Origin of the sequence: Rhizobium binae (genome assembly GCF_017357225.1) — a bacterium.
GTDB classification, from domain to species: Bacteria; Pseudomonadota; Alphaproteobacteria; order Rhizobiales; family Rhizobiaceae; genus Rhizobium; species Rhizobium binae.
In genome coordinates, this window is record NZ_CP071604.1 from 2588622 (window position 1) to 2601014 (window position 12393).

The following is a 12393-nucleotide window of genomic DNA, read 5'->3' on the forward strand; positions in this document are numbered from 1 at the left end:
TCACTTTTTAGAACGAGAGGCCTTGGCTGACATGTTCAACGCGGCGGCGGCGCGAACGAGCGCCTTCAACGCCTCCTCGTCGATCTTGTCGCTCTCGTGCATATCGATGGCGCGCCGGGTGTTACCTTCGAGGCTGGAGTTGAAGAGCCCCGAAGGATCCTCCAGCGCGGCACCTCTGGCAAAGGTCAATTTCACCACGCTCTTATAGGTCTCGCCGGTGCAGATGATGCCGCTGCGCTCCCAGACCGGAACCCCTCTCCACTTCCATTCCTCGACAACGTCAGGCTCGGCCTGCCTGATCAGCGCCCGGACCCGCGCAAGCGTCTCGCCGCGCCAATCCTTGAGCTCCTCGATCCTCGCATCGATCAGTTGCGAGGGCGAAGTTTCTTCGGCCCCTTGCTGGGAATTGCTCTTCTTCATGCTTCCGGTCACATTCTTCATGGTTGTCTCTCTTCATCGGCCCTGATGTCGATGGCATCGCTGCGGTTACATCCACTCTCCGAGCAATCGGCTGGCCTGCTCCACCCAGGCGGTGAACTGGGCTTCATCGATGTCGTCATCCTCGCGGATGTCAAGGTAGCGCACATCTTTCTGCCTCGAAGCGCCCGGGGGCGGCGGATCGAGCAGGGCGCCGCGGAAGAAGGCCACCTTGACGTATTTTGTGAAGCAATGGCTGCCGAGGAACCAGCCCTGTCCTTCGATGCCATAGAAGGGAGAGTTCCATTTGACTGCTTTGGAAACGCCAGGCACCGTGTCAGTGATTATCACATCGAGGCGACGCCCGATCTCGCTTTTCCAGCCCGGCATCGCCGCGATATAGGCTTGCACGGGCGCGTCGCCATGGCCTTTGACGATCTGCGGGTTGCCGCCCGACAGCAGCTTCGGCGTGGCGGCCGGTTCGGCAGCCGTCTCGGCTGTCATCTTGGCCGCCGTCTTCAATTTACTCTCGGCCATCGCGTTGACTCCGTTTTCCTGCGGCCTACCCAGACGGTCGATTTCTCCTGCGGCGCGGCGATGATATTGACGATAGCGGCCGCCGTAAAGGTGACGGAAGGCCCACGCCGAACTTGCCGAAACCAGTTGCTAACCGGAATATGAGCTTCGGCGACGCACGATCCGTCCATTGACGATCTCACTCCGACCGCGCTAGAACCTGCTCCAGATTTGCAAAGAACTGCGTCCACCCGCTCCTGGCGCCCCCGTACGCCTGCCGCTGATCCGGCCGGAAGCCGGACTGCTCCATCCGCAAATGCGTGCCGGTGCCGGTTGGGGTGAGAGTCCAGGTGACCACGCTTTCCAGCCCATGGCCCTCCCAGCTATAAGACAGGGTCTTATTCGGCTCGACTTCCAGGACCTTGCAGTCGACAGAGCCCCAATCCGCGCTGAATCTGAAACGATGATCGATGGCGGGCTTGAAATCGCTCTTCATCAGCCACTCCTGGAGCAGGTGCGGCTGGGTGAGCGCCCGCCAGATCTTTTCCGAGGGAAAGGGCATCTCCCGCTCGATGACGACGGAGCGCGTTTCTGTCGATGTGTCGGTCATTGATCCATCCTTTTCAGCAAATCTTCGAGATCGTTAAAGCGGCTTTGCCAGAAGCCGGCCATCTCGCTCGTCCAGTCGACCAGCGGGGCCAGCGCGCCAAGCTGCGCACTGTAATGCGTCTGCCGTCCTTCATGCCGGTCGCGCACCAATCCGGCCCGCTTCAGGATCCCGAGATGTTTCGAAACAACCGGCTGCGACACGCTGGCGCGGGCCGTCAGAGCTCCGACCGTCTTCTCCCCTTCGCGGCACAGCCGCTCGAACAGAGCCCGCCGCGTCGGATCGGCCAGCGTCCTAAAAAGTACATCGCGAGCATCGGGCATCGGTGATTCATACCTCTGGAGCTATGAATTGACGTATAGCTGCCGAGGCATACGTGAGTCAACCCGAAAGCATGGTGCGCGGTTACGACAAAGCGGAGTGGAAGAGAGTCAGAGGCTTGCCGCGTATAGCGGAAGGAGATCTCATATACCTTCACGGCTATACATAGAGACTTTTCGCATAGATCGCGCACCCGTCGTTGCGAAAGGCATATTTGCTGTCACGACCTCTCCGGACGCTCGGCATCCAGCCGCTCGCGAATGAAGACAGGGCCACCGGCAAGACGCGCCGCCAGCGGGCTCGCGGGATCGACCAGACGCCAATAGGGCGTCACCGTCGAAACCGGTTCACCCTTCGCCAACGCGCCGAAGGACAGTTCTGCGATGGCCCGCAAATGCCGCTGCACGGTCACCGGGCAGCGTGCATCCTCCCCGTATTGAGCGGAGAGGCGGCGGCGGAGAGCACCGAGATCGGTGCGAACACCTTGTGGTACTGATCGGATCAGCTGCGCGACCATCTGCTGCGACGGAATGAGCATCGCTTGCATGCCGCTACGGCCCTTGCGCCGCGGCTTGATCGTCGGAGACTCGTTCATATCATGGTCCGAAGCATTTTGCCTTCCACGCAATCTAGGGTTGGAGCGAACGATGGCCAGCCTCGTCAGGTCAATCGACGGGAAGTCGCCTCTGACGGCTTTTCTGCTCCCGCCGTTTCGGTTAATCCTCGGAGCCTCGCACTTGGAACAAGGATAGGACATATGGCTAAAGTCGCATTCATCGGTCTCGGCGTCATGGGTTTTCCCATGGCCGGTCATCTGGAGACGAAGGGCGGCCACGATGTCACCGTCTACAATCGGACGGCCGAAAAAGCCGCCGACTGGACCGCGAAATTTTCCGGCAAGTCCGCCCCTACCCCGGCCGAAGCCGCCGCCGGGGCCGATTTCGTCTTCGTCTGCGTCGGCAATGACGAAGATCTCCGCTCGGTGACATCGGGAGAAAACGGGGCCCTGCACGGCATGAGGCCGGGTTCGGTGCTGATCGACAACACCACCGCCAGCGCCGAGGTCGCCCGCGAACTTTATGCCGCGGCCAAGGCGAAAGGCGTCGACTTCATCGACGCTCCGGTCTCCGGTGGCCAAGCCGGCGCCGAAAACGGTGTCCTGACCGTCATGTGTGGCGGCGACGAAGCCGTCTATGAGCGCGCCAGGACCGTCATCGAAGCTTATGCCAGGATGGTCGGGCTGATGGGGCCGGCAGGTTCCGGCCAGTTGACCAAGATGGTCAACCAGATCTGCATCGCCGGCCTCGTCCAGGGACTCGCCGAAGGGCTGCATTTCGGCAAGCGCGCCGGCCTCGATATCGAAAAGGTGGTCGAGGTGATCTCGAAGGGTGCGGCAGGCTCCTGGCAGATGGAAAACCGACACAAGACCATGAATGCCGGCAAGTATGATTTCGGTTTCGCAGTCGACTGGATGCGCAAGGATCTGGACATCGTGCTCGCCGAAGCCCGCCGCAACGGCGCCAAATTGCCGGTCACGGCCGTCGTCGATCAGTTCTATGGTGACGTGCAGGCGATGGGCGGCAATCGCTGGGACACATCCTCGCTGCTTGCCCGCCTCGAGAAATGATCAGCCCCTCCTCCGATCCCGCTGAACTGATCGCACATCTCGAAACGCTGCGCTCGGAGGAAAATGTTGCCGGGATGGCGCGCTTCGGTATCGTCACCGGACGCGCTCTCGGCATTTCCAATCCGGATATCAGGGCGGTCGCCAGAGCGGCGAAGAGGGATCACCTTAGGGCAATGCAGCTCTGGCAAAGCGATATCCGCGAAGCCCGCCTGCTAGCCCTCTTCACGGCTGATCCGAAACGGCTGACAGCGCAAGAGGCCAGACGCTGGGCCAATGATTTCAACTCCTGGGAGATCGTCGACTGCGCCGCCGATCTCTTCGTCGAGGCCCGGCTGGACGAGCTCATACCGGAATTCGCCAACGACGAGCGTCAGTTCGTTCGCCGCGCCGCCTTCGCCATGATCGCCGGCGCCGCCGTCCATCGGAAGAAGGAGCCCGACACCACCATCCTCGCCTGGCTGCCGCTGATCGAGGCGCATTCCTGCGACTCACGCAACTTCGTTCGGAAGGCCGTCAATTGGGCACTGCGCAACATCGGCAAACGCAATCGCGACTGCCATGGCCCGGCGCTGCGGCTGGCGAAGCTTCTGGCCGAAAGTTCGGATAAAACCGCCCGCTGGATCGGCAAGGATGCGGTCAGAGAGTTGAGTGGCGAAAAGCTGTTGGCACGGCTGAAATAACGCGAGCCTCATCGAAAGCGTCGCAAGCCAATCTGAAAGATTGCGGTACGCTTTAGGGCGAGGCTTTCGCCCCACCGTCAATGATGCCTGGATTCTTCGACTAGAAAGTCGATCAGCACTCTTACCACCGGGGTCGCACCCCTCGCCGTCGCGAAGACGATATAAAACCGGCTCTCCTCCGATTGCCGGTCCGGCAGCACCCGACCAGCCTGCCGGCTTGCAGATCCGCCTCGCAGGCGCTTTCGAACAGCAGCCCGAAGCCGAGTCCGGCTCGGGCCGCATCGAGAATGCCGGTCATGCTGCGGCAAGTCAGCCGCGGCTGATGCCGGATTACCCGCTTGTCGTTATTCGAATCGATGAGTTTCCAGGTATGGAATGTGCGTCGGTATGCCGACATGTTATACGCAACATGCCAGTTCGCCTCACCTAAATGGCGTTGGCCGAGACCGTCAGAAAAAGACAGGGAGCAAAAACGCTGCAAGGACGGTCCGGCAGGGAAGACCGGATCCGTCCCCGTAGCTGATCGGAGGTCACTCGGATCAGAAACCGATTTAAACGCCCCCGGTCCGAAGACCGGGAGCATCATTAGGCAGATTAGAACGAACGCTGCAGACGGAAGTAGCCCGTCGTGGAGTCGTCGCCATCATCCGGATCGAGGTACTGAACCGAAGCCTTGGCGTAGAAGTTGTCGACGATCTGGTAATCGACCGTCAGACCGACCTTCCAGGCATCGCCGAGACCGTCGAAGTCATCCGGAACAGCCTTGCTGCCACCGAAGTAGTTGCCATAGTACTGAACAGCCGGGGTGATCTTCAGCTTGTCAGTTGCCTTGATGGCGTATTCGGCAGCGACAGCCCATTCAGCCGACGAGTAGTAGGAGTTCGGGCCGGAGGAGTATACGCCAGCGAGGCCGAGCGTGCCGGGGCCGATTTCAACAGTACCCATTGCGCGGATCGCGCCGTCTTCGTTGTCGAAGTCCCAGCCGCCGGTGACCTGGTAGCTGAAGGCACCAGCCGTGCCGCCGACGCCGAAGGCAACGCCAACGTTGTTCGGCTCTTCATCGGCCTTGAAAACGCCGTCTTCCAGTTCGTCGACGCTGAGGCCAGCGTAGAAGGTGCCGCTTTCATACTGATAACGGATGGAGTTGTGCAGCGTTACAACCGAACCGATGTCGTCGGTTTCGCCGGAGAGGCCATCGTCCCACCAGCTGTAGAAGAGACCGGCGCGGAAGCCCGCGACGTCGAGATAAGCGGAGTCGAGAATAGCTTCCTGATCGGTGGCATTGTCAGCATTGAACTGCATGACGATGACGCCGGTCAGCGGACCATACTCGGTGTCGCTCTTGGCCGTGAACTGAACCTGACCGCGAGTTACTGCATCCCAATCAGAATCGTTGTCACCACCTGGCTGGTCGCCAACGTTGACCTGGAAACGGATGTAGCCTTCGATCTTGAGGCAGGTTTCGGTACCCGGGATGTAGAAGTAGCCGGTGCCGTAAGCGTCGCAGACGCGAACATATTCAACCGGTTCCGGCTCAGCAGCAACGATAGCGTCAGCTGCAAGAACCGGCGTCGATGCAGCAAACGCTGCTGCTGATGCGAGCAAAACCATTCTGATGTTCATTTACCAATCCATTCCTTTGTCGATCGGGGCTAGCTTCCAATCGGGTAGTCGATTTGAAGCCGGCCCAGTTTGAACAGCCATCTCGGCGTGCGGATCGATCGAACCGCCAAATCGTCATCCCATACCGGGCGCTATCAAGCAATTCTCGATATAGGCGGGAGGAGTCCGATCGGGCCACTTTCCCCGAAAGCGTGATTTTTATACAACAATTTCAAGCGGTTGCAGCAGAAAAACGCACAAAATGGCCCGGCGACGGAAGCCTCCATCGCAAGCCGCAAACGCTATATTCTTTCATCGAAATCCTCACCGTCGCCCGATCTTCGTCGGACATAATGGTGAAGCTCATAATACTCTACCGCCGGCCAATGAACACAAACAAGGTGGCGGCTTAGAACATAGTGTCCTGAATTCGATAGCAATGTGTCAAAACGATGACATGTTGCCCACTGGTTGCACGCACCATAGCCGCTTAATCGTTACCAGGCTATATATTTTTTCAGGATTTCGCCGCGATTCAAGCGCTTTTCCGCTATTTTTGAGACTTTTCCGCAGTCAGAACCCTCTCCCAGCCCTGCTGGCGGCCTCATTGCGGACATTCTCAGGAATAATGAGAATGCCGCTCGAAGCCCACTTCTTGAGGATGATACCCCTTGCGGTAGCAGACCATGCCTCGATATTTCGACTATTAACCGCAGTTTGCAGGGGGTCGCAGAGCGCACCCTCGGACTCAGTCTTCGTTGGACTTGGCGTTCTCGAGAATCATGTAGTCCAGCGGCAGCTGCGTCGAATACTTGATCTGCTCCATCGCAAAGGCGGAGGAGACGTCGCGAATCTCGATCTTTGCGATCATTCGCTTATAAAATGCGTCATAGGCGGCGATATCGGGGACGACGACTCGTAGGAGATAATCGACATCACCGCTCATCCGGTAGAATTCGACCACTTCGGGGAATTCGGCGACCACCTCGGAAAAGCGGCGCAACCACTCGATCGAATGGGTAGCCGTGCGAATCGACACGAAAACGGTGACTTTGGTGTTGACCTTCTCGGGATCAAGGATGGCAACCCGGCGCTTGATGACGCCGTCTTCTTCCATTTTCTGGATGCGGCGCCAGCATGGCGTCGTCGACAGCCCCACTTTCTTGGCGAGGTCGGCAACGGCAAGGGTCGAATCTTCTTGCAGCAGACGCAGTATTTTTCGGTCGAGGCGGTCCATGCGCACGTCAGTCCTTTCGAATTATTTTCTTTGTATAACTTGATTCCGCGCGACGAAAAGAATTTTGTTTCAAGAAAGCAGCATTTTCGTCCGCGCCCGCAAGACCGGAAGCAATTCTTCCTCGAACCAGGAATTGCGTTTCAGCCAGCCGCTGTTGCGCCAACTTGGGTGCGGCAGCGGCAGCACCGCCGGCGATCGCCCGGACATGAGGCTGTCGCGCCAGCCCCGCACCGTCTCGGTCATACCACCCCGCCCTCCGCCGGCCATATGCCAGGCCTGTGCATATTGACCGATGACCAGCACCAGTTCGATCTGCGGCATCGCCGAGAGTACTCTTTGCCGCCAGAACAGCGCACATTCTCGACGCGGCGGCAGATCCGCGCCTTCGTCGTCGTAGCCAGGAAAGCAGAACCCCATCGGCACGATGGCGAATCGGTCGCGGTCGTAAAAGCTTGCCCTGTCGACGCCGAGCCAGGATCGCAGCCGATCACCCGAGGCATCGTCGAATGGCAGGCCGCTCTCATGCACGCGAAGTCCGGGCGCTTGACCAGCGATGAGGATACGTGCGTTCGAAGAGATCACGGCCACCGGCCGCGGCTCGTGCGGCAACCGGTGCGCGGGCCCCTTTGCCGGCGCGTCGCGACAGATGCGGCAGGCGGCGATTTCACGCCGCAAGGTTTCCAGCTTGGTTTCGTCGGTCATCGCTTTACTCCCACCCGATGATCCGCCCGATGAAGCGCAGCGCCTGGTCGAAACCGGAATTCTGGCGAGCATGGTCGCGCACATCGCGCGGCCGCTCGAAACGACCAGCCCACATCCCCGCTTTCGCATCCCTCGCTTCGGCCTCCTCCTTGCCGTAGCCGCCATAGGAGATGGCCATACCCCGCCGCACCATGGCGGCGTTTATGTCTCCGCCTGCCCCATTGCGGCAGACGACGAGCAACCTGTCATAGCGGTCGCGCTGGCTGCCCTGGCAAAGCGTTCCCGATGCCAGCACCATCTCCTGCAGCGCCTGGCGCGCGGCGCGCCCGCAAGCCCAGACCGTTCCCGCCCGCTCGCAGCTCTGATTGAGCTCCGGTGCATCGATGCCTTCGAGGCGGAAGCGCTCCCGCCCCAAAGACAAACTGTCGCCATCGGCGGCAAGAAAGGCGCCCGCATGCTTGATGGCTGCAGTATCGTTGACCTTGGCGGCGATCAGCGCCAGGAGCGCCAGCAGGGCAAAAGCGGTGACGCCGTCACGAATCAGGCGCAGGCCCCGTGTCACGCTTTCGCCTCCTTAAAAAACAAATCCTTGGCAAAGATGGCAAACATCTTCTTAAGAATTGCCGGTTAAGCTCTTATCCACCCTGGGATGAAGTTTCAACGTGCACATGAGTACCGGCGCAAGCACATCGACCGACAAGATTATCGTCGACAGGTCGCGCAGCCACCGCAACAAGGCCGTCTCCAAGGCCGTGCGGCAGACGCGCGAACGTCTTCAGTCCGGCCACGCGTCCAATTCCTCCTTCGACCGTGACATACTCAAGATGTACATAGCATCGATGCTGCAGGGCGCGACGATCATGCCGCTCTTTGTCGTCATCATCACCGCCCTCGGCGTCTACTTCACCCAAGATACGCGCTTGCTCTTCTGGGCGCTGCTGACGCTCACCTGCCAAACCGGCAATATTCTGCTCGTGCGGCGCGCGCGCCACCAGGAAATCACCTCCGAGAGCGCCCGCAAATGGCGCCGTCTGCTGCTGCTCGGCCAATTCCTGGTTGGCTGCTGCTGGGCCGTCTTCGCACTGCAGGGCTGCGACACCTGCGAGCCGTCGAGCTTCATTCTATATAAGGGCGCAACATTGCTGATCGCGCTCTCCGTCACGGCGATGTCGAATTTCATGCTGACGCCTGCCGTGCTGGTCGCCTTCGCACCGGCGGTCCTGGCGCTTGGCGCCAAGAGCGGCCTGTCGCGCGATCTCCTCGAAATCAGCCTGACCGGGCTGTTCACGACCACCTTGGTCTTCTTCAACTATATCAGCGACCGGCTGTTCAAATCGAACCTCAGGATCCTCTCCTATCAGTCGGAAAAAGACGACCTGATCGCCGAGCTGGAAGTGGCGAAATCGATGTCTGACGAGGCGCGTCGCCGCGCCGAAGAGGCGAACCTCGCCAAGTCCCGTTTCCTTGCCTCCATGTCGCATGAGCTCAGGACGCCGCTCAACGCCATCCTCGGCTTCTCCGAAGTGATGTCGGCCGAAGTCATGGGACCGCTCGCCAATCCGACCTACAAGGAATATGCCGGCGATATACATCGCTCGGGTCAGCATCTGCTCGATCTCATCAACGAAATCCTCGACCTGTCGCGCATCGAGGCCGGCAAATACGAGCTGAGCGAAGAGGCGATCTCTCTTCTTGATATCACCGAGGATTGCATCGGCATGGTCCAGCTGCGCGCCAGGGCCAAGAATATTGCCATTTCGGATCAGTTCGAGCGGCAGTTGCCGGCCATCTGGGCTGACGAGAAGTCGATGCGCCAGGTGGTGCTCAATCTCCTCTCCAATGCCGTCAAATTCACACCGCAGGGCGGCGAGATCCACGTCAAGGTCGGCTGGACGGCCGGCGGCGGCCAATACATCTCGATCAAGGACAATGGTCCTGGCATTCCCGAAGAAGAGATTCCCGTCGTCCTTTCGGCTTTCGGCCAAGGCTCGATCGCCATCAAAAGCGCCGAACAGGGCACCGGCCTCGGCCTGCCGATCGTCCAAGCGATCCTTGCCAAGCACGACGGACAGTTCCTCTTGAAATCGAAGCTGCGCGAGGGCACCGAGGTCATCGCCATCCTGCCCGCCAAGCGCGTGCTCCAGAGCCTGCCGGCTGTCGAAGAGGCTCAGGCCGTCGCCCGCAAGCGCAAGAGCTTTGCCTGATTCAACCAAAAAACAGGTGTTTGCCGAGAACGAAGCCGAGATAGAGACAGCAAGCGGCGATCATGCAGGTCACCGCAAAGGAACCGAGATCCTTGGCATGTTTGCCGACGATCGAAATCTCCGGCGAGATTCGGTCGATCACCTCTTCGACGGCGGTATTCATCGCCTCCATCGAAAAGAGCCCGAGAAACAGCAGAACGGCGACGACGATCTCGCCGGCCGTCGCGCCCACCAGCGCCAGCGCCGCGATCGAAAGGACGAAGAAACCAAGTTCCTGGCGGAAGGCCGCCTCTTTCAGCACACGCATAAAGCCCGCCCAGGAATAGCTGGCGGCGGCGATGAAATGCCGAAATCCGGTCTCTTTCGTCACCGCAGGCTTCGTCACGACGCCCTCTCCTCTTCCCGTTGCGCCACGGACCCGGGAAAGGTTTCGCCATCTCCCCTTTGGTGAGCCAATAGGCAAATAGCGAATCCGCCTGAGCGGCGCAAGCGAACCGGAGCCCGCATCGCCGATGCCGGCCGCGGCCTCAATGTTTGCCGCTTACACCCGCCTGCGCAAAGGTTGCCATGCCGGAATGGCAGGCGGCAGCCGCCTTGACGATGCCGGCGGCCAGCGCCGCCCCGGTGCCTTCGCCGAGCCGCATGCCGAGCGCCAGAAGCGGCGTCTTGCCAAGCATCTCGATCGACCGCAGATGCCCCGGTTCGGCAGAGACATGGCCGATCAGGCAATGATCGAGGGCGGTAGGATTTGCGGCTTTCAGGATCGCAGCCGCGGCGGTCGCGACATAACCGTCGATCAGCACCGGAATGCGCTCCATGCGGGCGGCAAGAATGGCGCCGGCCATCGCCGCAATCTCGCGCCCGCCGAGCCGCCGCATGATCTCGAGCGGATCGTCGAGATGGTCGCTATGCAGCGCCACTGCCTTTTCTACCGCCGCGATCTTGCGCTCCAGCATATCGCCTTCGGAGCCGGTGCCGGGCCCCACCCAGTCGCGCGCCGAACCGCCATAGAGGGCATAGTTGATCGCAGCCGCAATCGTCGTATTGCCGATGCCCATCTCGCCGATGCAGAGCAGATCGGTGCCGCCGGCGATCGCCTCCATGCCGAAAGCCATGGTCGCGGCGCAGTCGCGCTCGGAAAGCGCCGCTTCCTCGGTGATATCGCCTGTGGGATAATCGAGCGCCAGATCGAAGACTTTCAGCCCGAGATCGTGGGCGACGCAAATCTGGTTGATCGCCGCACCGCCGGCTGCGAAATTCTCGACCATCTGCTGCGTTACGGCTGGCGGAAAAGGTGTGATCCCGTGTCTGGTGACGCCGTGATTGCCGGCGAAGATCGCCACCAGCGGCCGGTTGACGGCGGGTGGGCGGCCCGTCCAGGCCGCGAGCCAGAAGGCGATTTCTTCGAGCCGTCCGAGCGCACCCGGCGGCTTGGTCAGCTGCGCGTCGCGTTCGCGTGCGGCCACCAGCGCGCGGGCATCCGGCCCCGGCAGGTCGCGGAGCAGGGTACGGAAATCGTCGAACGGCAGGCCTGAAACGCTCATCTGTGCGGTGTTCCTATGAATCGGCTATTCTTGTATTTTCCACGCAAATCAGCTTCTTTGCGGTGGCTCTCTCTTAAAGCCGGCGAACGAAGCGAACAACACCAAAAGCGCCGCCGCGACCATAAGTCGGGACCTCCGGCAGAACGAAACAGAATGAAGATCAAGGACTATGCGGTCGATACCGCCCGCGCCGTCGCCTTCCTCAGCCGCCTTCCCATGCCGCCAGCGCTGTTCAACGGCTATGACGGCAGGCTCGGCCGCCTGGTGCGCGCCTTTCCCTTTGCCGGCCTTCTCATCGGCTTTGTCCCAGCCCTCGCCCTCCTCCTTGTTCTCGGCCTACGCGCCGATCCATTGGTCGCCGCACTGATCGCACTTGCCGTCCAGGCTCTTGTCACCGGCGCGCTGCACGAAGATGGTTTGGCCGATACGGCCGACGGCATCGGCGGCGGCAAGAGCCGCGAGCAGAGCCTCATCATCATGAAGGACAGCCGGATCGGCACCTATGGCGCCATCGCACTCATTTTCTCCTTCGCGATCCGCGCAGCAGCGCTTGCCGCCATTGTCCGCCATTCCCCGCCCCTCGCAGCAGTCCTTGCCATTCCCGCCGTCGCGGCGCTGAGCCGCGGCGCGATCGCCTGGCATTGGCAGCGGCTGCCGCCGGCAAAGGCCGATGGCGTGGCCGCCTCGACCGGTCAGCCGGATGAGGCGACGATGCATTTTGCGCTCGTCGCAGCCGGTCTCCTCGCAGCACTTCTGCTCTGGCCGGCCTTCGGCCTGTGGCCGCTCGTCGCCAGCCTCCTCGCCGCTGGCGGCGCAGGATTTGCCTGCACCGCCTTCATCCGCCGCCGGCTTGCCGGCCACACCGGCGACACGCTGGGGGCGACACAGCAGATTTGCGAAATCGCCACTTTATGCGCCCTTGCCACTGCTCTTTGA

15 protein-coding genes and 1 pseudogene are annotated in these 12393 nt (G+C 60.9%); 4 read left to right on the forward strand and 12 right to left on the reverse strand.

From position 1 onward, the window contains the following. The 5 genes from J2J99_RS12670 to J2J99_RS12690 form a co-directional block, all read right to left on the reverse strand. A complete protein-coding gene (locus J2J99_RS12670; RefSeq protein ID WP_168294145.1) occupies window positions 1–441 on the reverse strand; it encodes a DUF1801 domain-containing protein in 441 nt (146 codons plus the stop codon). Between the two features lie 45 nt (window positions 442–486). Continuing rightward, window positions 487–954 (reverse strand): DUF1801 domain-containing protein, encoded by a 468-nt coding sequence (locus J2J99_RS12675; RefSeq protein WP_168294146.1) that lies wholly within the window; start codon window positions 952–954, stop codon window positions 487–489. Between the two features lie 178 nt (window positions 955–1132). Beyond that, window positions 1133–1543 carry an SRPBCC family protein gene (locus tag J2J99_RS12680; RefSeq protein ID WP_168294147.1) on the reverse strand — a complete coding sequence of 137 codons (411 nt, stop codon included), beginning with the start codon at window positions 1541–1543 and terminating at the stop codon, window positions 1133–1135. Then, window positions 1540–1863, reverse strand: a complete 324-nt coding sequence (locus J2J99_RS12685; RefSeq protein WP_168294148.1) for an ArsR/SmtB family transcription factor — start codon at window positions 1861–1863, stop codon at window positions 1540–1542. The genes J2J99_RS12680 and J2J99_RS12685 overlap by 4 nt, the downstream gene beginning before the upstream one ends. A 218-nt stretch (window positions 1864–2081) precedes the next feature. Next, the gene (locus tag J2J99_RS12690; protein ID WP_168294149.1) at window positions 2082–2456 is read right to left on the reverse strand and encodes a hypothetical protein; all 375 of its coding nucleotides are present in this window, start codon (window positions 2454–2456) and stop codon (window positions 2082–2084) included. A gap of 162 nt (window positions 2457–2618) precedes the next feature. Between J2J99_RS12690 and J2J99_RS12695 the strand changes: the two genes are divergently transcribed. Next, window positions 2619–3488 (forward strand): NAD(P)-dependent oxidoreductase, encoded by an 870-nt coding sequence (locus J2J99_RS12695; protein WP_168294150.1) that lies wholly within the window; start codon window positions 2619–2621, stop codon window positions 3486–3488. After that, entirely contained in the window at window positions 3485–4168 is a 684-nt protein-coding gene (locus tag J2J99_RS12700) for a DNA alkylation repair protein (RefSeq protein ID WP_168294151.1), read from the forward strand. Before J2J99_RS12695 ends, J2J99_RS12700 begins: the two co-directional genes overlap by 4 nt. 77 nt (window positions 4169–4245) lie before the next feature. Here J2J99_RS12700 and J2J99_RS12705 read toward each other — a convergent pair. The 5 genes and pseudogenes from J2J99_RS12705 to J2J99_RS12725 form a co-directional block, all read right to left on the reverse strand. Further along, window positions 4246–4547: pseudogene (locus tag J2J99_RS12705) on the reverse strand (LysR substrate-binding domain-containing protein); the annotation flags it as partial. Between the two features lie 215 nt (window positions 4548–4762). After that, window positions 4763–5791 (reverse strand): porin, encoded by a 1029-nt coding sequence (locus J2J99_RS12710; RefSeq protein ID WP_207600923.1) that lies wholly within the window; start codon window positions 5789–5791, stop codon window positions 4763–4765. Window positions 5792–6518: 727 nt separating this feature from the next. Next, the gene (locus J2J99_RS12715; RefSeq protein ID WP_004678404.1) at window positions 6519–7007 is read right to left on the reverse strand and encodes an Lrp/AsnC family transcriptional regulator; all 489 of its coding nucleotides are present in this window, start codon (window positions 7005–7007) and stop codon (window positions 6519–6521) included. A 69-nt stretch (window positions 7008–7076) separates the two neighbouring features. Then, window positions 7077–7709 carry a uracil-DNA glycosylase family protein gene (locus J2J99_RS12720; RefSeq protein WP_168294483.1) on the reverse strand — a complete coding sequence of 211 codons (633 nt, stop codon included), beginning with the start codon at window positions 7707–7709 and terminating at the stop codon, window positions 7077–7079. Between the two features lie 4 nt (window positions 7710–7713). After that, window positions 7714–8271, reverse strand: coding sequence for a thermonuclease family protein (locus J2J99_RS12725; RefSeq protein ID WP_168294482.1), 558 nt, complete (start codon window positions 8269–8271; stop codon window positions 7714–7716). A 106-nt stretch (window positions 8272–8377) separates the two neighbouring features. Between J2J99_RS12725 and J2J99_RS12730 the strand changes: the two genes are divergently transcribed. After that, complete coding sequence (locus J2J99_RS12730; protein ID WP_168294698.1) at window positions 8378–9913, forward strand: sensor histidine kinase; 1536 nt, start codon at window positions 8378–8380, stop codon at window positions 9911–9913. A gap of 1 nt (window position 9914) precedes the next feature. Here J2J99_RS12730 and J2J99_RS12735 read toward each other — a convergent pair whose 3' ends face one another. Together J2J99_RS12735 and cobT are read right to left on the reverse strand one after the other, a co-directional pair. After that, window positions 9915–10298, reverse strand: a complete 384-nt coding sequence (locus J2J99_RS12735; protein ID WP_168294481.1) for a diacylglycerol kinase — start codon at window positions 10296–10298, stop codon at window positions 9915–9917. Window positions 10299–10440: 142 nt separating this feature from the next. Beyond that, the gene (cobT, locus tag J2J99_RS12740; RefSeq protein ID WP_004678415.1) at window positions 10441–11457 is read right to left on the reverse strand and encodes a nicotinate-nucleotide--dimethylbenzimidazole phosphoribosyltransferase; all 1017 of its coding nucleotides are present in this window, start codon (window positions 11455–11457) and stop codon (window positions 10441–10443) included. 153 nt (window positions 11458–11610) lie between these two features. Here cobT and J2J99_RS12745 point away from each other — a divergent pair, with 153 nt between their 5' ends. Beyond that, window positions 11611–12393: an adenosylcobinamide-GDP ribazoletransferase gene (locus tag J2J99_RS12745; RefSeq protein ID WP_168294480.1), complete on the forward strand. Its 783-nt coding sequence runs from the start codon at window positions 11611–11613 to the stop codon at window positions 12391–12393.